17 protein-coding genes, 1 tRNA gene and 1 pseudogene are annotated in these 22,309 nt (G+C 40.9%); 3 read left to right on the top strand and 16 right to left on the bottom strand.

Going from position 1 to position 22,309, the window contains the following annotated elements:
* The 8 genes and pseudogenes from AABK37_RS18840 to dndC form a co-directional block, all read right to left on the bottom strand.
* Window positions 1–288: pseudogene (locus tag AABK37_RS18840) on the bottom strand (hypothetical protein); the annotation flags it as partial.
* A gap of 16 nt (window positions 289–304) precedes the next feature.
* Window positions 305–487 carry a hypothetical protein gene (locus tag AABK37_RS18835; RefSeq protein ID WP_432553071.1) on the bottom strand — a complete coding sequence of 61 codons (183 nt, stop codon included), beginning with the start codon at window positions 485–487 and terminating at the stop codon, window positions 305–307.
* 99 nt (window positions 488–586) lie between these two features.
* A complete protein-coding gene (locus AABK37_RS18830; protein WP_039752457.1) occupies window positions 587–994 on the bottom strand; it encodes a hypothetical protein in 408 nt (135 codons plus the stop codon).
* Window positions 979–2,271: an AmpG family muropeptide MFS transporter gene (locus AABK37_RS18825; protein ID WP_432553070.1), complete on the bottom strand. Its 1,293-nt coding sequence runs from the start codon at window positions 2,269–2,271 to the stop codon at window positions 979–981. Before AABK37_RS18825 ends, AABK37_RS18830 begins: the two co-directional genes overlap by 16 nt.
* 357 nt (window positions 2,272–2,628) lie before the next feature.
* Window positions 2,629–4,089: a DNA phosphorothioation-associated putative methyltransferase gene (locus AABK37_RS18820; RefSeq protein WP_432553069.1), complete on the bottom strand. Its 1,461-nt coding sequence runs from the start codon at window positions 4,087–4,089 to the stop codon at window positions 2,629–2,631.
* A 399-nt stretch (window positions 4,090–4,488) separates the two neighbouring features.
* Window positions 4,489–4,878, bottom strand: a complete 390-nt coding sequence (gene dndE, locus AABK37_RS18815; protein ID WP_432553074.1) for a DNA sulfur modification protein DndE — start codon at window positions 4,876–4,878, stop codon at window positions 4,489–4,491.
* A gap of 366 nt (window positions 4,879–5,244) precedes the next feature.
* A complete protein-coding gene (gene dndD, locus AABK37_RS18810) occupies window positions 5,245–7,227 on the bottom strand; it encodes a DNA sulfur modification protein DndD (RefSeq protein ID WP_432553068.1) in 1,983 nt (660 codons plus the stop codon).
* 157 nt (window positions 7,228–7,384) lie between these two features.
* Window positions 7,385–8,983, bottom strand: coding sequence for a DNA phosphorothioation system sulfurtransferase DndC (gene dndC / locus AABK37_RS18805; RefSeq protein ID WP_432553067.1), 1,599 nt, complete (start codon window positions 8,981–8,983; stop codon window positions 7,385–7,387).
* Window positions 8,984–9,147: 164 nt separating this feature from the next.
* Here dndC and AABK37_RS18800 point away from each other — a divergent pair, with 164 nt between their 5' ends.
* Window positions 9,148–10,725, top strand: coding sequence for a DGQHR domain-containing protein (locus AABK37_RS18800; RefSeq protein WP_432553066.1), 1,578 nt, complete (start codon window positions 9,148–9,150; stop codon window positions 10,723–10,725).
* Window positions 10,726–10,825: 100 nt separating this feature from the next.
* A complete protein-coding gene (locus AABK37_RS18795; protein WP_432553065.1) occupies window positions 10,826–12,010 on the top strand; it encodes a DNA sulfur modification protein DndB in 1,185 nt (394 codons plus the stop codon).
* A 129-nt stretch (window positions 12,011–12,139) separates the two neighbouring features.
* Here AABK37_RS18795 and AABK37_RS18790 read toward each other — a convergent pair whose 3' ends face one another.
* The 6 genes from AABK37_RS18790 to argF form a co-directional block, all read right to left on the bottom strand.
* On the bottom strand, window positions 12,140–12,613 hold the full coding sequence (locus tag AABK37_RS18790) for a DNA phosphorothioation-associated protein 4 (RefSeq protein WP_432553064.1): 474 nt from the start codon (window positions 12,611–12,613) through the stop codon (window positions 12,140–12,142).
* Window positions 12,614–12,923: 310 nt separating this feature from the next.
* Window positions 12,924–14,993, bottom strand: a complete 2,070-nt coding sequence (locus tag AABK37_RS18785) for an AAA family ATPase (RefSeq protein ID WP_432553063.1) — start codon at window positions 14,991–14,993, stop codon at window positions 12,924–12,926.
* The gene (locus AABK37_RS18780) at window positions 14,990–15,163 is read right to left on the bottom strand and encodes a hypothetical protein (protein WP_201280485.1); all 174 of its coding nucleotides are present in this window, start codon (window positions 15,161–15,163) and stop codon (window positions 14,990–14,992) included. Before AABK37_RS18780 ends, AABK37_RS18785 begins: the two co-directional genes overlap by 4 nt.
* A 369-nt stretch (window positions 15,164–15,532) precedes the next feature.
* The gene (locus tag AABK37_RS18775; RefSeq protein ID WP_432553062.1) at window positions 15,533–17,008 is read right to left on the bottom strand and encodes a DNA phosphorothioation system restriction enzyme; all 1,476 of its coding nucleotides are present in this window, start codon (window positions 17,006–17,008) and stop codon (window positions 15,533–15,535) included.
* A 233-nt stretch (window positions 17,009–17,241) separates the two neighbouring features.
* Entirely contained in the window at window positions 17,242–17,847 is a 606-nt protein-coding gene (lexA, locus tag AABK37_RS18770; RefSeq protein ID WP_432553061.1) for a transcriptional repressor LexA, read from the bottom strand.
* 416 nt (window positions 17,848–18,263) lie between these two features.
* Window positions 18,264–19,184 carry an ornithine carbamoyltransferase gene (argF, locus tag AABK37_RS18765; protein WP_432553060.1) on the bottom strand — a complete coding sequence of 307 codons (921 nt, stop codon included), beginning with the start codon at window positions 19,182–19,184 and terminating at the stop codon, window positions 18,264–18,266.
* A gap of 322 nt (window positions 19,185–19,506) precedes the next feature.
* Between argF and AABK37_RS18760 the strand changes: the two genes are divergently transcribed.
* Window positions 19,507–19,578: transfer RNA gene (locus AABK37_RS18760), tRNA-Thr, on the top strand.
* 196 nt (window positions 19,579–19,774) lie between these two features.
* Here AABK37_RS18760 and AABK37_RS18755 read toward each other — a convergent pair.
* Window positions 19,775–21,100 (bottom strand): TIGR03279 family radical SAM protein, encoded by a 1,326-nt coding sequence (locus AABK37_RS18755; protein WP_432553059.1) that lies wholly within the window; start codon window positions 21,098–21,100, stop codon window positions 19,775–19,777.
* A gap of 110 nt (window positions 21,101–21,210) precedes the next feature.
* On the bottom strand, window positions 21,211–22,146 hold the full coding sequence (locus AABK37_RS18750) for an undecaprenyl-diphosphate phosphatase (protein ID WP_432553058.1): 936 nt from the start codon (window positions 22,144–22,146) through the stop codon (window positions 21,211–21,213).
* Window positions 22,147–22,309: the final 163 nt, after the last annotated feature.

The following is a 22,309-nucleotide window of genomic DNA, read 5'->3' as shown; positions in this document are numbered from 1 at the left end:
GGATGGGGAGAGGGGGGGATGGGGAGAAAGAATTATTCTCCTTGTCCCCTTGTCCCCTTGTCCCCTTGTCTCCTTGTCCTCCTTGTCTCCCTTGTTCCCCTCTCCGACAAAATCTACCCACCACAGAGGTGTTTCGCTGGAGAAATATTGCTCGACTGTTCGCGCTAGGTGGGAAAAATCCTCACCCGGAAACATATCCTGATAAGTTCGCTGCATAAACTTTACCAGCAGCGCTCGATCTAAAGTTGAGCCACGGCGAATATTGTACCCAGGTAGTAAGGAATTCAAAGGAACTAAATTGCTGTTAGCTAGATAATGGTGTAAATGGCAACTCCAAATCAGGTAAAATACTTACTCCTACTTCTTCAATCGGTGCGGGTGCTGCCATATCAGAAGGTAAAAAAATGCGAGCGCTGACTGCTACTAGAGCAAGGGTAAATACTAGTATTGCCAACAAGGGGGCGATGTATTGACGAATTATAGCCATGTTTTAATTGTAAGCAGCAATAAACTTTTATGAGGAACTTGCGCTTATATTTGTGAAGTTAATTCTGATTTATTTTAGCGATTTTTGGGGGATATAAGGTTAACGCCGATCGCGTTCTAAATCGGCGATCGCTCTTTCCCAATACCAATCTTCGGGCATTCCTGGATAATTCTGCTTTGCTTGTTCAATTAAGCGATCGGCGGCGGCGGTATCTCCTGATAATAAAGAAACGAGCCTATTTTTCATGCGGTTTTGAGAGCCACCTGTACTATCGTCTACCCAATTGGGTATCTCTTGGGCAAAGAAGGAAGAATCCTGTCGGCGAAACTGCCAAAATAAAACGTAATAAAGTGTCCCAAAAATTAGTATTAGGCTGAGTGTTCCTAAAAAAGTTAGGAGGTTAAACGGCAGAAATCCTAAAACTAACTGAGACAGAACATAGCCAAGTAATAAACCGGTAACGAAGAGAATAAATGTGCCGACAAAAACGACTACTTGGTTTCCCATAAATCCTCATTTTCTTGATCGAGTCCTGGTCTGGGCATTGCTTCTATTGGAGAATTCCAAGGGGCAAACACTGGTAACAGGAATAGTCCCGGCACAGCGGCGACAATAGTAATTAAGAAAAATGTAGACCAACCTGTAACAGCCGCGATCGCACCACCTGGAGCAGATAGAATATCACGGCTGACTGCCATTAAGCTAGAGAGCAAAGCATACTGGGTTGCAGAAAAGCGCTGGTTACAAAGACTCATTAAAAAGGCAACAAAAGCGGCTGTTCCCAACCCACCACAAAACTGTTCAATGTTAATCGCTAACACCATCGCTTGGTAATTTTTGCCAAGGTATGCTAGAGAAAAATAAGCTAAATTACTTACAGCTTGCAGAATGCCAAAGACCCAAAGTGAACGATTTATGCCAATTCTGCTCAAAATTGAACCACCTGCCAAAGCACCAACAATAGTAGCGATTAATCCCATCCCTACTTGAATTGCCCCAATATCAGTTTTGCTAAAACCAGTTTGCAGCAAAAACGGCGTGGTCATATTACTCAGTAAAGCATCGCCCAATTTATATAGGGTAATAAATAATAAAATCAACAAGCCCCGCATAACACCTTTACGCTGAAAAAATTCACCAAAGGGTAAAAATACGGCTTCGGTTAAAGATGCAGGAGGGCTAATTTCTTTTGGTTCTGGTGCGAATAATGTGGCAAAAATACCGATTCCCATCGTACCAGCCATGATTAAATAAACTGACGACCAAGGCAAGCGATCGGCAAGTATCAAAGCCAAAGCACTTGCAACTAACAAACCAATTCGATAACCTAAAATCCAAATCGCTGCACCAGCACCCATTTCTAATGGTGTTAAAACGTCGGTACGGTAAGCATCAGCCGCGATATCTTGAGTAGCACTAATAAAAGCGATGATAATGGCGTTGATGGCAAGAAATTGTAATGCTTGTTTGGGTTGTTGAAAACCCATGAGGGCGATCGCTATCATTAAAGCAATCTGCGTCAACAGCAACCAACCTCGCCGACGTCCTAAAAATGGTAGGGTGAATCTATCCAGAAAAGGCGACCAGAGAAACTTCAACGAATAAGGCAAACTGGTAAGACCAAACCAGCCAATAGCCGCCAAATCCACCTTTTCCTCGGTCATCCAAGCCTTTAAGGTAAGACCGATTAAATATAAAGGCAAACCGGATGCCAAACCGAGTAATAATAAAGCCGCCATTTTGCGGCTGACAAAAACTTGTCCCAGTCCTTTAATTTCTTTCATTATTCGAGATTCATCCTCTCATCAGTAAATTTTAGTTATCTTGCCATAGCTGTTGTCTAATTTCATGCCTTTATGCCTCAAGGAGAAATAAAGCCACATCTGATTTGCACTATCTTTTTTTGAGAGTGAGATTAGTATGAGTATGACTTCTCAAATTGAAATAGGTTTATTTCAATGTGATTAATGCAGTTTTACCTGTAGATTGAAGTCTCACTCCCTGCTTGTTTTTCATTCTTAAAGGCATGAAAGAATAGTAGTTACATGAAAACCGATATTATGTTATGCTTTCCAGACAACTTGGGCTGTCATCAGGGCAAATACACCTATAAAGGATGTTCCTTTAACATATCTAGTTCCTTAAGTTTCGTTAATGTGGTAGATTTGATGTCCTCTAATTTCTACTTCGTGTGCGGCAAGGCATTTTTCCCAACCTTTACGGGTGCCAATGTCGCTTTTGCCTTTAAGCAATCCTAATTCCTCTTCTTGTTGAGTGAGTTTAGCAAATTCTGCGAACATAGGATAGCTAGAAGTGACAAACGTTTCTTTGCGGTGGAGAATCGGCGGATTTACCCTGCTTTGATAGTCTCGGTGGGTTATCTTTAAAGTCTTAAAGTCAATAATGATACTCGCTTGTAACGCTGGATGGGGGTCTGTGTCGAATTCTGGGTAAAATAGGTAGCAAATTTGCTGTTTGTCGGTGCAATATTTTATCAGTGTGGCTTGATCTACACGTCCGACAGTGCGACTAGCGCAGCCTTCATAAATTCTAAGTATGGGATCGAGTGCGGAAAGTGCCCAAACATGGACGTAAAGAGCGCTACGAGTGCGTTTACCGATTTTGCTTTTTTCGCAAGCTGTTTGAATAACTTCTGGTTTACCTAAGCTGAAAAGCTTGGCATCAGCGACTGAACAAGCTTCTTCGTAGCTACCGAAAAAGGCTTTGATATCGTAGCGCATTTCCGGGGCTAGCTTAGAGAAATATGGGCGTTGATCGAAGTGGGTGAGAGCAAGGTAAACTTGAATATCAAGAGAACGACGATAGGCGATCGCATCCCATTGGGCTTCATCAGTTGCTTGTAATATCACCGCAAAGGCACGGCGAAAGTTACCAAATTCAATCAGTAATTCTTGTTCATTTTCTAATTCACCTTTCATTGGCAGTCTGCCACGGCGCGTATAAAATTCCATCAGTGGTCGCAACTTTTCTTCATAGTCCTCAAACCGCTTTGTCGGGATGCGGACGGGAGGCGTAGAATTGCTAGAAAAAAAGCGGATGGCTTTGTAGCTTTCTTTTTGAGCCTCATCTCTAAAAACAAAATAGATGCCCAGCGCTACGGGTACTGCATCTGTATTTAGCGCTTCATCAATGTAACTTTTTAATTCTTCTTGGTCGTAATATTTCTGAAATGTATTGCGACGGGTGACAATGCCATCACCGTAAGCTAATTGAGCGTTGCTAGGAGCATCAATCAGCACTTGAGCCGCGACAATTAAAACTTGGCGGGTGAGTTCCCAGGCATGGCAAAGTGCTTCACGCCGTTCTTCTGGGTTTTCTATCACGTTGAGGACGTAGCCCAAGTTGACGACATCTGCTGGAGTGAGTCGTATATCTGGATGATAGTAAGGGTCCCAGCCTGCACTGGTGTAACCTAAATTTGCTACTCGCTGTACATCACCCCCGTGTCCGCATCCGTAGTCAAAAAACGTGGTATCATTATTTATAATTGCCCACTCTATTGCTAATCGCACAGGACGAGATATGTCAGTGCGAACAATCGCGGCTCTGTGACGTTCGATTTCTAAGTAGCTTTGTGACATAAAGATAGGGATTAGGGACGCTTGGATTAGGGATTAGGGACTCTTTACTGGGGACTAGGTAAAAAGATTATTCCCCAATGCCCCCTGCAAGAAAGCCCCCTGCCCAATGATGCCAGTTGCGCGTCTGCCGGGAAACCATGAGCGGCAGTCGCTCATGGGGGAAACCACGCCACTCTCCTCAACGCGACGCCAGTCCGCTCAACGTTCGTGACCTCCGCACGCGGCTGGCGAGTGGAACCCGCGCACGGAGGTGGCTCCCCAAGACCCAACGGGAGAGCCAGTCCCCCATCGATCAGGGAGACCGCTCCTGAGGGGGCTGGTCTCACCGCGCTGCCTCACCAACGCACTGGCTCCCCATTGCCCTTTCCCCTTCCCCTGTTTTCTGTGGTTTAATAATCCTTATATCTTTTTAGTTGCCAGTTCTATCAAATCTTCAATCTTCTTGATATTTAAATCGCCTGCTAAGTAAGCAATCCCGCGATGTAAATGCAGGCGAAATTGTGTGATGAGGGTTTCTTTGTCAGTACCTAAATTATCGTTGTAGCAACGTTGTTTGAGGGCAAGTAGGAGAATATCAGACATTTCGCCGCCAAAGACGCGCCAAGTCATTTCCACGTTGCTATCTTGGGGAATTGGTACGGGGGAGGGAACGGTTGGTTCGGCGAGGGAACGACAAAATGCCCAACGACAAAGGATGTTCCATTGGTCGATTTTGGTGTTGCGTCTTAGTTTGAGAAGTTGGTCTTTTGCGGTTTGCGAAAGGCGTATGCGTTCAATTGGTGTTTCCATAATGTTGGGGAGTGGGGAGTGGGGAGTGGGGAGTGGGGAGTGGGGAGTGGGGAGTGGGGAGTGGGGAGTGGGGAGTGGGGAGTGGTGAAAATTCAAAATGCACTAATTCCCCAATATTCCAATATTAGGCAGTGGTGAGTAGTGAAAATTCAAAATGCACTGATTCCTCACTCCCTATTCCCCAACGCCAGGTGCACGGCTGCCAGGGAACCCTTGCGGCAGTCGCTCATGGGGGGAACCACGGCAGGTGCACGGCTGTCGGGAAACCCGCCCAACGCACTGCCTCCCCTTGGCGCTAGCCTCTCCCAAAGGGAGAAGACCGCGCTGCCTTACCAACGCACTGGTGACTCCCCACTCCCTACTCCCCTAAAAGAAGTAGCCTGGTTGTATGGTAGTTTGACGGGTGGAGGAGTCGTATTTGAGGAGGTATTCGCGGGCGATCGCTTCATTTTCTCTGAGTGTTTCAACTTCCGGTTTGCCTATCTCAGTATCTGTAGATAACAAAATTACTTGATGGCTGGCTGAGGGAAAGTAACGTTCTACTAAGTTACCACGGTGCGAAGAATCTAGTCTGCCTAGTGGTGTATCGATGGCGACAGGTAAGCGGCGTCCGGAGACTCGCGCTAAACCCCAAAGAAAGGCGATCGCTAAAAGTTGTTTTTCCCCAGCGGAAAGTCGATGTTTGGGAACTGGTTTACCCTGTAAGTCATACAGAGAAAGGCTAAAAGTGTTGGTGTCAATAGCGACGCGATGCACTAAATCAGATTTGTGCAAAAGATAGCGGAAACATTCTGTAACTTCAACTTCTAATTTATTTAACTTTCGCAAAGTTAATTTTTCGCGGAAAATTTTTAGTGTATCTTGAACTTTAGCAGCCGAGTAAATAATATGCTCTTTATTTTGGCGGTCAATATTTTTTTCAGTATAATTTTCTAGCTCTTTTTTAGTATTGCGAATATTACTATCTAATTCATCCAAACGGCGTTTTGTTATTTCCCAACTTGCTTTAGCTTTAGCAACTTGCTCTTGTGCTTGTTGCAACTCATCAACTAATCTTTGATAATCTTCTGGTGATGCAGCAGTTTGAATTTGTCTTTCTAAAGTGATAATTTCTTCTTCTTTTGTTTGTAATATATTGAGTTTATCTTCTGCATTATTTTTTGCTGTTCGCAAATGATGACGAATAATATTATCTAACTGATGCAGTGTTTCCGTATCAGTTAATAACCAAGGCTGTTTTGTAGTAGTTTCCTCTAAAGATTGATTTTCTTGATTGATAAAATGTTTAATTTTATCAACTTTATCATCACCTAGAGCCAAATTATGAATTAAATCGAGTAATCGTTTATCTCGCGCAACTAATAAATCATGTGCTATTTTCGCTTCTTGAATATGAAGTTCTTTTTCTCCTTGGGTGTAAGTCTGATTCAACAAAGGTTCAATTAAAGCCAAAGGTAAAATATCAGCCGCTAATTCACACATTACTTGACGTGTTTTCTCGGCTGACGCAGTTATTTCTGATTTCTGCTTCTCTAACTGACTGCGTTCTCCAGCGATTTTACCACCTTCAGAAATAAATTTATCAACAAGAAGTTGTTGATGAAGTTCAACTTCTTTTAACTTTTCTTGTAAAGACGTTAATAAGAGCGTTGATGCATCGTATTCTTTTTGTTGTTCTTTTAGCCGATTTTCAATTTCCTCTAAATTTGCTAAATATTTAATATCAGCAATTTCTTTGCGTTTGCGATTGACTAATATTTCCAAATCAACTGCTAAACGTTCAGCTAATTCTAGTCCTAAAAGTCCGCTAATCGCTTCAACTACAATCGGTGGTGGTATTTCTTGTTCTGCGAGTTCTTTAACTTGTTCTCCGTCAAAGAGAAATAAATTAGAAATTCCTAAAGGTAGTAGATTTTCAATATACTCATCCCAGATATTAGCTAAAGCAGTATCAAGCCATTCATTAGCATCTAAAATACCTAAGTGGTCTTTACCGTCTTTGGGATTTTTATCCCAAGTCCGTACCACGCGGTATTTTGCTGGCTTGTCATTTTCAATATGTTCAAAAACTAATTCAATCCGGGTTTTCTCAACCGGATCGGTGTGACTGTTGACACATTGAGTGAGAAAATCACTATAGCTCAGATTACCGCGAGTAGAACATTGAGCGCGATGTCCATAAAGTGCGAGACGAATCGCATCCATGAGCGTGGTTTTTCCTCCACCATTCATTCCCCCTAATAGGATAATGGGACGAGAATTTTCTTCATCAATTTCTGGGTTAAGATTGATGACTTGTTTCCCACAGTATGGACCGAAGTTTCGTAATACGAGTTCAAGAAATTTCATTTTACAAGCTGAATTAATATCTTTCGTAGTAAGCGTTTCAACGCTTATCTTATTTTAAACAATCAGGAAGATTTTTTTTCAGCACAAAAATCATAACTGCGAAAATCTTTTAACGATTGATAGGTTTACTCCACACTAATTCGCCAACAATTTGATTTTATTCACTCTTTTTATTTTTAAATTTCATATTTGCCCAACTTTTCGGTTCTGCTTCATCTGTTAACGCAACATCTCCCAAAGTTAGCTGCTTCACCTTTTCCACATCACCAGAACCTGCCGCTGTTTTTAAATCGCGTTTGTAATGAGCATTTTTTATCGCTTCTTCTGGGGAGCGGGAACTTGTTTTAAAACATTGCTCTAAGGTGTCATATATTCCCACACGACGCGACATTTTGCGATATTGGCGTTCTGTATCCAACAGTTTCGCCATTAACTCTAAATGCATTCCATCACCTTCACAAATTTCTTCTAACACAGCCCATTCATCGCTACCGAGTAGACTATAATCAGCACCGGGACGAGGGTCTAAGAAAGCTTCACCAGTCACTTCCATATAAATGCGGGGTAAACTATCATCAAATTCGTGTCTTTCTTCTAGCCAAATGCGACGAATTTCGCTCAGTTCTTCTGGGGTAATTAGGGTGATATCGCGCATATTTTCTGGTGCATTACACCGCAATTGTTGCTCAATAGTCAGGAGTCTTCTTAACCAATATTCTCGCGCTTCTTTAATATAGGGACCAGGAATAGGCTCAACTGAAATTTCACCTTCTATATTCCGCTCATATAGTTGGACATCTCCAGTTCGGCGACGAAAATCACGCCAATTACGGTCTTCTGTTTCTATGTCTAATTCTCTGCGTAAATCCAGAAGCGGTTGTAACCATTCTTTTTCTTCGTCATTTTGAATCATTGCTTTTAGTGAGCTATCTTCACTCACTAAAGTACAAACCCAACAACCAAAACGAGAGCTACCACAACTAGGAGTTGATGTATCGACAACTAAAGGACATTCATTATCCGCTGTCGCACCTCTGTACATAGTAAATAAATCTTTGTTGCTGTATCCCCAAGGATTTTCCCATTGCATTAAATAAAGCCAAACTTCATCATTTCTCCAGTCTTCTATGGGACTATAAACTAAAGAGTTTGGTAAATTCATGTTAGGACTAAGACGATCGCGTACTCTTGTCGCTTCCCATTCTCTCATCCTCTTAGCGCGTGATGCGCTTTCGGCTTTCCGAATACCTAAAACAACGATCGCTTCACTGCTAACCCGAATCACATCTCGAATAAAGCGGTTAGATGGGCTAATTTTTAAACGTTGCGTACACCAACGAAATTTTCTTCTCGGTGCTGGATATCCTTTACCGATTAATCCTACCCAAAATGTTTCTTTTAGTTCGGGGTGTAACAGATGCGGTATCATAGGCATCTGTTGTTGTTTTGCCGCAACTTTAATTTGCTGCAAAGATTTGCGTACCCAAGCAGAAACGTAAGGATTTTCTACAAGGGTGTCGGTTGTAATAACGTGTATTGTTTTGGTTCGTTTTTCTGGAGGAAGAGCAGCGATCGCATTCCAGATTAACTGTAAAATTGCTGTCGAGTCTTTACCACCTGAATATCCAATTACCCAAGGAATGGCATCCAGAGTGTATAATTCTTGTATCTCGACAGTCAGTTCTTGGATATTATCCACAAACTCTGCGACTGTACGCACTTGCTCTCGTTTCTTTTCTGGTTGTGCTGTAGCCATTTCTCCTTTCCTGTATAGACACGGGCATTTGTTACCCTCTTTATATGTACTGCATTTATCAGCTTTAGTATTGTAGAACGTAAAGTTTTTAAAAACTTACTTATCCACCAGCGAATTTTATAGAAAACTAATTTGTATTAACTTTTAAGTTTTCACAAATCAACATGACTGATAGTGCATCTGACATCGCAAACAAGTATCTAGCAAGGGAAAACAAGGATAAACAGGTACTTGCTTTATTGCTGGAGAAATTCCTGGGGAAAAAAGATCGGATTCTCGTCCAAAAAACAGAGATGGGTGGGACTGAAGCTTATGTGGGTTCTGTCAGTTTAGAATGGTTTGCCGATCGGGTTCGCTTTGCGTCTAGTTTACCATTGCTTCAGCAAAAGTATAATAATGTAGAAATTGACGCGGATAGCATAGAGGAAATTCGTCAACGTCCCCTTGATTGGTCACGTCAACTACCCCTAGCGCAGTATTTAGCAGCAAGGACTAATCATAAGTTTCCCCCTGTTTTGGTCGTAATTAACCAACCTTGGGTGGACAATCCGAAAGCTGCTGAGTGGAATAAACAAGGAACTGCGACAAAATCAACTATTGATTTTACCCCATTAGATAAAGATGGTAAAGTCGGTTTACTGAACGTTTCCGAAGAGGATGTAACCATTTATGCATTAGATGGTCAGCATCGACTGATGGGGGTACAAGGATTGATGGAGTTGATTAAAACTCGCAAACTCCTGCGTTACAAAAAAGATAAAACCGCTGACGATACTTTTATTACTTTATCTGACTTGATCGATCAGTATCATGTAGACCCAGCTTATCTGCAAAACTTGCCCGCAGAAAAGATTGGGATTGAATTTATTTGTGCGATCGCTGCTGGAGAAACTCGCGAACAAGCAAGACGACGGGTAAGATCCATATTTGTTCATGTTAACTTGATGGCTGCACCTTTGACTAAAGGTCAATTAGCGCAGTTGAATGAAGATGATGGTTTTTCGATTGTTGCGAGAAAAATCGCTGTGACGCATCCACTTTTTGAACAAAAGCAGAATCGCAAACCTCGCGTTAATTGGGATAGTGCAACAGTGGCATCGAAATCAACAGTTTTAACCACCCTGCAAGCTCTGCAAGATATGTCTAGCCGATATTTGGGGCAAAAATTCCCTTTGTGGAAACCTTTGGATAAAGGCTTAATTCCCATGCGTCCAGAGAATGACGAACTTCAAGAGGGAATTAAAGAATTATATCAGCTATTTGATTATTTAGCCAGTCTTCCCAGTTATCAGCTTTTAGAAGAAGAAGATACACCACCTTTGCGACGATTCAGCTTTGAGAAAGATGGGGGTGAAGGAAATATGCTTTTTCGTCCTGTGGGACAAGTAGCTTTAGCGCAAGCTTTGGGAATTCTAGTTTTCCGCAAAAATTTATCACTGGAAGACATTTTTAAGAAGCTTCGCAGGTTCGACCAAAAGGGAGGATTTAGTAATATCGAGTACCCGCAATCACTTTGGTATGGGGTTTTGTATGACCCAAATAAAAAACGGGTGCAGGTTGCTGGAAGGGATTTGGCAGCAAAGTTACTAATATATATTTTAGGTGGAATCACAGATCAGATGGAGCGTGCGGAACTTCGCAAAGCTTTAGCGAATGCGAGAACTGTGGAAAATAAAACAATCAGTTTTGATGGTAAGTTCGTTGAACCAAAAGAAGTAGGACTTCCACCAGTTCTTAAGTAATATTTGTGTACTTTTTTAAACTATTACTTTCACTGGGGCTAAATATTACATATATTTATATTATATTGGCTAACATCTGCCAATATTTATAGGTATTTATATGGCTCAAATTAACGAAAATATTGACAATAGCGTTTCTCCTCAAGTCAAAGCTCAGTTTAGTACCGTAGTTGATCCGTTATTTTCGGCACATTATCGAGAGTCTTGCTATCCAGGGTTGATTTTTCAGCAGGGAAAGCGGAAAATGCTCCAAATAAATGTACCAGCTAAAGACTTACCTACTCTTCTTCAAGCCAAACCCTCCAAAAACAATGATCCTGATTCAGGTAAGAATCGTCCAGAAGTTAAAGGTCATGCTGAGGAAATAAAAAACTATGTTGTTGATCGCGCTAAAGCTAACAAACCCTGGGTTTTGGGGACAATTACAGCCAATGTTGACCAGCAACATATTCAAATACACGAATTGGGTAGAGGAATTTGTATAGTCGTTATTCCTAATGGAATCAAATTAGATATTACAGATGGTCAGCATCGTAAGAGTGCAATTCACGAATTAATATTTAGTGATGAAAGCCACTTAATTAGTAATGACGATTTTGCAATTACCCTGATTTTAGAAGGAGAAAAGCGCCAATGTCAGACAGATTTCCGAGATATGGCTCAAACGAAACAACTAGATAATTCATTGTTGTTATCATTTGGTGAGTTTGAAGGTAGGGTTGGCATTACCAAAAACTTGATAGAACGAGTACGAATGTTTCAAGAAAAAACAAATAAAATTGGAAGAAACGCACCTACTAAACAAAAGTTGATTTACACAACTAATTTTATAGCTAGATTTGTCAGTTGTATTTTTGCTGATGAACCAAATGATAATCTTCAAGGTCGTGATGTTGAGCAATCATCCGAAGTTTTAGCTAAGTGCTTAAATAACTTTTTCTCTGAATGTGCAGATACAAACAATATTTCTGAAACAAAGTTTGACAAATTGACAGTTAATCAGATAGCTACATTCAAAGAATATTCATTGTTAGGAGTTAGTGTTGGGCTGGAAGTTCTGGGTAGATTATTATACCACACTTATGACAATGAAATAAATTATTTTGATCCACAGAAAGTTTCACAACTAGCACAGCTAGATTGGTCACGAAAAAATAATCTTTGGGAAAATAATGTAGTTAGGAAAGCGACTAATTCGGATATTACAACCTACGAAGTGTTAAATAAATCAACTCCCATAGCGGATGCAGTTAAGACAGTTAAATTGAGACTAGAATGGACATAATTTATTGGTTTTAAGCAGCAACTATAGCAATCCTATTTCCTCAGTTAAAATTGCCCCTATTCAGATCCCTAACTTATTAAAGAAGTCGGGGATCTGGTTTTTTCACGAATCATTTAGGACTGTTATATTTTAAGACAAGAATTTGCTTAAATCAAATTCCTCGTCTTGTTCTTCTTTGTTCGTTCGTTCGTAACCTAAAAATAATAAAGTACGCTCGGAATAATCAACAGAGCCATGTAATTCATTTTGGAGTATTTCTAATCCCCCATTAGCGTATTCTTCAAATATGTGATTGCGTTGCTTTTCATATTCCTCCTCATTAAGAGATAATATTTTGATATCTTTAGTTTCATTAATAGCTAATAACTTTATTAAAATATCATGTCCCATTGAGGCAAAATACTCTAACCTAATTGGTGACGGTTCTCTTTTAGATATCTCCCCCAAAGGAACTCGCTTATTATGCTTCGCACCCAAAGCAGCAGCAAAAACGATCGCATCAGCAAAAGTCTGAAAAGGACCCATTGCACCATCAGCCGATATTAAAGCCTTCACCAACTCAGCCTTATCTTTAGCAACCCTGATTCTGCCAGTTTCAGCCATAATATTGATATATACTACGTTGCAATTTTAACCAAAAACCTAAACGCGATCACCGGAGGTGGCGGCTTCCGCATCGCCCTTCCCTCTCTTATCTTCGTGTACTTCGCGCCTTTGCGGTTCGTTTTCCTAAAAAATAAACGCGATCACCGGAGGTGGCGGCTTCCGCATCGCACTTTCCTCTCTTATCTTGGCGTACTTGGCGCCTTGGCGGTTCGTTTTCCTAAAAAATAAACGCGATACTCCTGCGGAGTCACTTCGCGATCGCATCAAATAATAATCTCACGCAAAGGCGCAAAGTCGCAAAGAATAATTAACCCCCACGTTCAACCTCAACAATCTCCGTATACTCAAACTCATTCGGACTTTGCCTAACCAACGCATATCTTTCCCCACCCAACTCGATATAATCCTGTTCGCAATCAGGTTTAGAAGAATAATAAGTCAACACATATTCCCTACCTATTCTCTTTGCCATTTCCTCCTCAACTTCACCTCTCCATTGCGTCTTAGTAACCAACACAATCAACTGATTTGCTAATTGCGGAATAGTCTTCGCAATTTGCCGACGATAGTTATTATCCAAACTACCAAAAGGCGAATCCATCATTATCGGAAACGTGTTACTATCTGGCATCATCAGCATTTTTCTTTCACTCCATTCCCGCACCCTGTCGATAATGCTGCCGATAAAAGATAAACTGAGAATTTGATTTTCCCCTGTAGAAGCTGCAACTAGCGCTTCCATACCTGTTGTATTTTCCACTAGCGTCAGTTCATATTTATCGCTAATTTTAGGAATGTAAGGTGTAAAAGAAATTTCACTGAATATCTCTTGGACTCGCTTTTCAAGTTGCAAGCGAAAGTGATTTTCTTGACGAAATTTAACTTCAGTTAATCGCTCAATTGCATCTTGGGTTGCTGCAATCCGTCGTTGTGCGAGTGTTTGTTTATCTTCATTCAGCTTTTGTTTAGCAACTTGCTTATTCAAACCTTCTATTTCCGCTTTCAGATTAGCAATTTGCTGTTGATTTGCACCTTGTTCTAACGTTAATTCTCTGATTTTTTCTTCAATTTCATCTAATCGCTTTTGCAAACTGCGAATTTCTTCACTTGGATCTTTTCGCAAGCGTTCTTGAATAGTATCTAACTCACCTTCAATTTGAGATATAGTTTGCCTTAGCTGATTAATTCTGGCTTGTTCTTTATCAACTTCTTCCCAAAACGCGACTGCTTGCTTATCAATTTCATCTACTTGAGCGCTCATGCGGAAAGCTGTTTCTTCTATCGCTGAAGAACCAGCTTTATCGAGCAACTTTTTCACATTTTCGTGTCGGTGGGTTCCGTCGTGTAATTCTGCACCACAAATACAGCGTTTCGAGTTGAGTAAGTCGGTGACAAACTCCCGCGAAATTCCCGCAGTTAATTTACCACGCTGCTTTAAATCTTCGATAATTGCACGAAATTCGATTGTAGTTGACGATAGCAACACCGTATAACCGCGTGTGGAAATAAGTTTTTTTAACGCTTCTCTGGTTTGTTTGAGATTTTCTTGGTTTGCTTTTTTTTGGTTTTCTAACTCTTGTCGTCTTTCTTGAATTTCTTTGGCAGCGCTGAGTTCTCGCAAACGGTTACTTGTCTCTTTTTTAAAGGTTTGTTGATATTCTAATTCTTGTTTTATTTCCGTTTGTCGCTTGGTGATGCGCTCAATTTCCCGCTCTAGCTTTTCTTGCTGTCTTAAAAGCTGTTTCGTTTCGGAATCACCGATGAGTTTTAATTCATTGTCTAAAGTTTTCTTTGCTTCCCCCAAATGCTTGATAGAACGATTTATTACTTCTACCCCCAAAAGCATCTTTGTCGCTTCCGCGATTTCCGCTTTTTTATCAGAACGCACTATTTGCTCAATCCGTTCGCCATCAAAGAAGAAATATTGATGTAAACTACTAGGTAAAATCTGATTTATAATATCTTCTGGTTGTTGGAGTGGAAAATACCAGCGTCCATCATCTCCAGATACTTGCATTAATAATTCTGTCTTACCAACATCAATGTCAGTTGCATTTTTATAAACTCGACACTGACGTTTGACGTTGTAGCGTTTGCTGTCATGTTCCCAAGCTACTTCTACCCAACATTCTACAGCTTGCCCGATTTTAGCTTCAGCGATCGCTCGCTTATTAACTAACTGCTCAACTGATGCAAATGCTGCACTAAATTTCTCATACAGCACCCATGTAAATGCATTTAGCAGACTGGTTTTTCCCGCTCCATTATTACCGTGAATAATTGTCGTGTTATCAGCCTCACCAACTGCTAAGATGATTTCCGGTGTTTTGCCATAAAAAGAGCGAAAGTTACACAGCTTGATTGAAGTCAGCTTCATTGCACAACTTCCTTCACTATTTTTAATATATCATCATTAATATGGCTAAGACTTTTCTTATCCAGTCTGCTTTTTTCTAGATACCATACCCGCTCAATTATTTGCCGCACTTCCTCAGGAGCATTGATAATTGGCTCCTGAACATCATCGATATTCGGCTCTTTTGTCATTTCGGTTTTAAAATAGATTTTTATTCTCTATTTTAACCGTCTGTAAGGAGTCTAAGCGTCGCCTTAAAGGTACTCTTACCGTTATCTTTACTTTCACCCAAAAAAAACAAGAAAATTTGCAATTTTTTGACAAAAATCGCTTTCTTTTTGGGCTGTCTCCTGGTATTATTAAAGATAACTAAATAACTTTCATCATAATTGAGTGGTCGCTGTTTTAAAAATTTTGCTAATACCCCATTATACTAAAATCCATCTCATACTTATTATCATCTCACATTTACCCCTGTTTTTATCGATTTTTTTTACTTCTTTCACAAAAATTTATCTAAAGCAAGAAAAATCGTTGTTTTTGGTGTCTTAGTGCAATCATTAGATATCCAATAAGTCGTATCTCTTTTGTAAAGCGAGTAATTTCATCCTGGCTTCACCAGCGTTGTCAGCTAAATCAGCAAATTCGACAAAGCGACGCAACTCTTTTCTTAACAAATTGCGCTCAACTTCTAAAGTATTCCTGTCAAGTTCTGGTGGTAGCACAATCATATCAAATATAGTAGCGCGTTCTTTACCTGGGTGAGGGCGTAAAACTCTCCCTCTTCGCTGGATAAATTGGCGGGGATTTCCCGAACTTGCCAAAATTACAGCAGTTTGAATTGCCGGAATATCGACTCCTTCATCTAAACAGCGAATTGCTACTAAACCTTGTAAATCGCCGTTTTCAAATTGACAGCGCAAAGTTTCCCTTTCTTGTAAAGGCGTTTTTGCGGTGTAGGTGCTTACCCGATACCCCAGTTCTCCTCCTAATATTTTGGCGACTGCTTTAAGCTGGTGTAGGGATGACCGCTGTCCCGCTTCTTGTGCGCCATCACTACAATAGAAAAGGGTGTGACTAGTTTCGCGACGAGTCGCCATTAGTTCGCGCAAGGCATTTAATTTATTTTCTGCCGCGCCAATTAATCTCGCACGTTGCATTAACAAAGGCTTTAAATCTTCATTGTCTTCAAAGTCACCTACATCTAAATTTTCTCGTTCTCGATACAGTAAGGCTCGTCCAATTCTTTTGGTTAATTTTAAGTAAGCAATGCTTTCTGTTTCAGTTAACTCTACTAAGATGGGATGATACAGATAATGTACTAACGCACCTTGATAAATTGCATTCCTTAAAGTGAATTCTGGCTGAATAACCGCACCAAAGTAATTAAATAAAGATTGAGTGCCATCATCATCAAAATATCTTTCTGGGGTAGCAGAAAGAGCGAGTCGTAAACCCACGCGGCGCGGTAAACTTTCTTCAAACTTAGGTGCGCCTAAGTTATGTGCTTCGTCACCAATAATCAAAGTCTTTTCGGGAAAGTATTTGAGTTGAGACTGAAAGCCATCGCCAATTAATGTGGAATTGGTAGTAACAACCGTGAGAAACGATTGCGAACCAGAACGCACGTTATAAAGTTGGGTAGAAAGTTGACTTTGCCACGTTCGTAAATCTTCAAAAGCTAAAATGGGCTGCAAGTTGAATTTTTCACATTCTCGCGCCCATTGGGTGACAAGATGACGAAAGGGACACACCACCAGTAAAGCTTGCAAGTTAATTTGTTTGTATAACTCGCAAGCGATCGCCAATGCTGTAATCGTCTTACCACTACCAGTAGCCATCTTCAGCGTACCTCTGCCGTTGTTGGCAAACCAAGACTCAACAGCTTGTCGTTGATATTGCCGTAATTGCAGATATTGCGGCATTCTGGGGCATCCTGGTAGTTTATGAGTTTGATAATTGCCCTTACTTTCGCCGGCAAATGGTTTTTTCAGCTTGAAAGTGGGCAATTTCTCAACTCGTGGCGTCAAATACATATAGACAGCGATGACTAAAATGGTGATAAAACGATAATTGGTTGGAGCGTTGTTGGTGAACCACTGCGTTGCGGAGCCAGCGCTGTGCGGAGGTCACGAACGCCCTCGGCGACTGGCGTGGGGTTCCCCCCGTTGTAGCAAGTGGTGAACCCGAAGGGTTGTTAGTAGTTAGTTGTTTTATAAACCACTAACTACTATCCACTAACTACTATCCACTAACCATTACCCATATATCAGTTGTAACCTCGCCAGACACCGATAAGGGTACCTTGCACCTCCACTTTTATAGCCGATACTTCGATGGGGTTGTATTTGGGATTTGCAGGTTTGAGGGTAACGCGATCGCCATTTCTGTAAAATCGCTTCAATGTCGTACCGTGTCCTTCGACTCTGGCGGCGACAATGATACCATTTTTCAGATGATCTGGTTCTGGTACTGGACGCAGAAATACCACATCTCCATCGACAATCGAATCTTCAACCATACTATCGCCAGCTACTCGCAAAGCATATGTGTGCGGAGGTAACGACAAATTAGCCAAATCCAGATGTTCCACAGTATCGGTGAACGGTTCGATTAAACCGCCGGCGGCAATTGTACCTAAAATTGGCACACCTGGTTTTTGCGGACGCAAAATCCTAATTGTTCTTGCCTTACCTTCACTCCATTCAATATGTCCCTTGGCGCGTAAATGTTCCAAGCGGCTTTGAATGGGTGCAGGTGATTTCAGGTTCATCGCTTGCATCATTTGCCTAATTGAGGGCGAATGCTGGTGCGATCGGATGTATTCCGCCAGCCATTCGTAAAGTTCTTGTTGAGCTTCTGTTAGTCTTTCCATAAATTAGTAGGGAGACAAAGTACAAATGTCTCTAGAACATTAGTACTACAAAAACTCCCCCAATGGCTTGTAAATTTTGAATTTTTAATTTTGGGTGAGGAAATTCAAAGAGTGAGGAGTTAAAAGTGAGGAGTTAGGAGTGAAAAGTTAAAAGTTAAGAGTGAGGAGTTAAGACGAGCGGAGTGAAAAGTTAAAAGTTGGGAGTTAAGAGGAGCAAAGTGAGCTAGAGACGTTCCACACTCCCACGTCTGTACGAAAGTGAGGAGTGAGGAGTAAATACTTATAGCTTATAACTCATAACTCATAACTCCTAACTCATAACTCATAACTCATAACTCCTAACTCATAACTCCTAACTCATAACTCCTAACTCATAACTCCTAACTCATAACTTATAACTCCTAATTCCTAACTCTTTATTCTGCCCCTAAGATACTTGCAAGTAAAGCTTTTTGAGCGTGCATCCGATTTTCTGCCTGATCCCAAACTCGTGAATGAGAGCCTTCAATTACAGATCCAGTAATTTCTTCACCGCGATGAGCTGGTAAACAGTGTAAAACAATTGCGTCGCGTAAGGCAAGACTTAATAGCGGCTCGTTGATTTGGTAGGATTGGAAAATTGGTAGCCTTGCGTCGGCTTCTGCTTCTTGCCCCATACTTGCCCAAACATCAGTATAAAGTGCAGAAGCTCCCTTTACTGCTGCTTCTGGGTCATTAGTTAAGATAACTTCAGTTTTGTTGTCGGCTATTGCGCGTGCTTTTTCGGTGATGGCTGCATTTGGCTCATAGCCAATTGGCGTGGCAATTCTTACATTCATCCCTACCAAAGCACAGCCTAGCATCAGAGAATTGGCGACATTATTACCATCGCCCACATAAGTTAAGGTTAACCCAGCCAGGGTGCCAAAACATTCTTGAATCGTCATTAAATCTGCCAATACCTGACAGGGATGCCCTAAATCGGTAAGCGCATTAATTACGGGAATTTTGGCATAATGGGCAAAAATTTCCAAATCTTGCTGTGCGAAGGTGCGAATTGCCAAAATATCCAAATATCGATCCAATACCCGCGCTGTATCTTCTATCGGTTCCCCGCGACTCACTTGGGTGACATTCGGGTTAAGATCAATTACCTGTCCACCCAGTTGATACATCGCCACTGTAAAACTGACTCGTGTCCGAGTTGAAGCTTTGGAAAACAACAACCCCAGCACTTTAGGACAATGCAACTTTAGCCGTTGTGATTTCAACTCAGTTGCCAAAAGCAAGAGTTCTTGAACTTCGGTTGCACTCAAGTCCGCCAAACTTAATAAATCTCGTCCGATCAACGCTGCCATTGTTGTGATCTGTAAAGAACAATTATGTCTTGCTTGTTCGCTTCGCGCCTGCCGTATTAATAAAATACCACTTTAAAACCTTACCAGATATTTTGGTGTTCAGCCTGGGATTTCAGATATGAATCTTCATTACTCCCTACTCACAATTTTTTCGATTTGTTTGCACGAAGAAAGCAGCCTTCAATAAATCATTTACAGGCAGAAAAATCATATTTTCTTTTTTTGCACTTGACGTTGTGCGATTAGCTGGCTTATGCTAGGATATGAAATTGGTATGATGTGTACAAAAAAAATTTTTGCGATCGTCCAGAGTTAGCGCTTCGCCAGCATAGCACAGTGGTAGTGCATCCGACTTGTAATCGGAAGGTCGTCGGTTCAAATCCGACTGCTGGCTTTGTCTGTGGAATCGTCTTATAAGAAGGTAGGTTGAAAACCCCGTGCAATCATGCGCTGGGGACGGCGGCTAAAATGTCGGACGCAGGTTCCGACATCGCCGCCTCATGAAAACCACTTTAAGGCAGGTTTTAAGGTGCCAATCACTTCTTTTCGGAATAATCTTAGAAAATAGTGTATAATGACTGAGCAATTTTTTAATCAATACAAGTCTTGATTAAATCTTCCACACCGGCGACTGGTAAGATTTTTGTATTCAGTTGGCTAGCTACCTCTTCAATACTCATATCATCTAAAAATATCAATTCACCATGTTTGAGCATAACTTTTGGTAGCAAAATTCCTTCTCCTAAATCTTGCCCTTGTAAGTTTAAAAGCAAATCATGACCAGTTAGCAACCCGGTAACGCTGATACTCTGTCCCCAATAATCGCTGTTCAAAGCACGCATATTTACTTCTAAATTCTCTACAGCATTCAATTGCTGTAAAATAGGCTGAAATGCTTTTTCAACTGCATTGCCAACTACCCAAGTAAATTTTCGCGCCTTTGAGATTTTTTGTGGTAATAATTCAGTAGCAGCGGTTGCAAACTGCTTGAGAAATAAACGAATCGAACCTACACCGTTGTCAATTTGCGGATAGTCGTTATATTCAACTTCGCTGGGTAATTCTTCACCAGCAATCAAAAACCACTCATCAGCTAACCAAGCTACGTTAGAACCGTATTTTTTACTAAATTCTTGTTGAAGCGATCGCACTTGCGAAATCACTTCTATCGCTTTTTCTTCACTTACTGGTATAAGTTCATCTTTCTCTAAACGAAATCGCGTCAAACCCACAGGTACCACTGCTACTGATAAAATCGCAGGCACTTCCCCAGTAGAAAATGACGCTAAATGCCGCAATGTTTGTTCTAAATGTTTGCCATCATTTATACCAGGACAAACGACGACTTGAGCATGAATTTGCAATCGTCTTTCTTGAAACCACTTCAGTTGTTGTAAAATTTGTCCAGCACGGGGATTTTTCAACAGTCTAATTCTAACTTCTGGTTCGGTAGCGTGAACCGAAACATATAACGGAGATAGTCGCATTTTTTCAATGCGCTGCCATTCTCGCTCTGGTAAATTGGTAAGAGTTAAGTATGAGCCATACAAAAAGCTCAAGCGATAATCATCATCTTTAAAATACAAGCTTTGTCGCTTGCCTGGTGGCTGTTGATCGATAAAGCAAAATGGACACCGGTTATTACACTGAATTAAATTATCAAACAGTGCCGTTTCAAATTCTAATCCTAAATCTTCGTCGTAGTCTTTTTCAATTTCAATATGATGAGTTTTTCCTTTCTCGTCTAAAACTTCTAGTTCCAGAACTTCATCAGCGCACAAAAACTGATAATCAATTAAATCGCGAGGACGCATACCATTGATAGCAACGATCGCATCCCCCACCGCAAAGCCAATTTCCGCAGCGATGGAATCTGGTAATACCCCAGTAATTCGGGCAGGATTAATGGTAGACATGAGTTATGAGTTATGAGTTATGAGTTATGAGTTATGAGTTGTCAGCAAAAATATTTTAACTATTTACTCGTCTTAACTTTTAACTTTTAACTCCTAACTCCTAACTTTTATTAATTATTTTTCAACATCCCAGCAGCGATCGCACTCAAGATTGCTACTCCAAATGCCAAACGATACCAAACAAAGATCCAAGTGTCTTTTCTTTGAAGATATCGCAACAGCCAAGCGATCGAGATATACGAAAATATAAACGCAGATAATGTTCCTACACCTACCAACACCAAGTCAATCTTACCCAAAGCTTCTTTGATAAATTCATATAAAGTTGCAATTGTCAAGGCAGGAATGCCCAAAAGAAAGGAAAATTTTGCTGCTGTCTCCCTTTGCAAGCCCAAAAACAAGGCGGTGGTTAAAGTTGCACCAGAACGAGATACCCCAGGTGCTAAAGCTAGCATTTGTCCTAACCCAATCAGCAGTCCATCGCGAATCTTCAAGCTGTTAAAGTCGCGTTTGCGGCTACCGAATTTTTCTGCTGCCCCTAATAAAAGTGCCATGACAATCGAATCGATGGCGATCGTCGTCATACTGTTAATTGCCGAATTTTCATCGTTGAGTAAATCCTTGATCGCAAATCCCACTACTAAAATCGGTAAAGTGCCTATTGCTACACCAACCAATAATTGCCATTCATCCCGTCGCCAGTTTTTTTCTTGGAAAGCTACCCAGCCTCCAGTCAAAATTAGACTAATATCTTTCCAAAAATAAATCAAAACGGCAATCACGCTGCCAAATTGAATCGTCGCGACAAAAGACTTTTCTCCCAAAAGTTCCCAGCCTAATGCTTTGGTAAATACTTGTAGATGGGCAGTGCTACTAATGGGCAGAAATTCTGTTATCCCTTGCACAATCCCCAGAATAAATGCCTGAATTATTTGCTGTATCAGGTTCGGTTCACTCGTTGCTACAGCAGAGGGAACTCCCACCTGTAATATATGACTTGATGTTGGCAATAGCAAATCTAGACCGGCTTCTAACATTATTCCCATTAATCAGACTCCTATATTAGCTGCGTAATTTTACCGAATTATCCAACTTTACGCCTCTGTTGTCGTTGTGTCCGGGTCAGATAATTTTAGCCAATTAAAATTAAAGTAAAATAAATATGCCCCCATAGGGGATTTATTGTTGTGATATCTTAAATAATATAAA

This window comes from Tolypothrix sp. VBCCA 56010 (genome assembly GCF_050875635.1).
In the GTDB taxonomy this organism is placed as follows: domain Bacteria; phylum Cyanobacteriota; class Cyanobacteriia; order Cyanobacteriales; family Nostocaceae; genus Hassallia.
The sequence above is the reverse complement of the archived record's forward strand: the minus strand, read 5'-3'. Positions and strand labels throughout refer to the sequence as shown.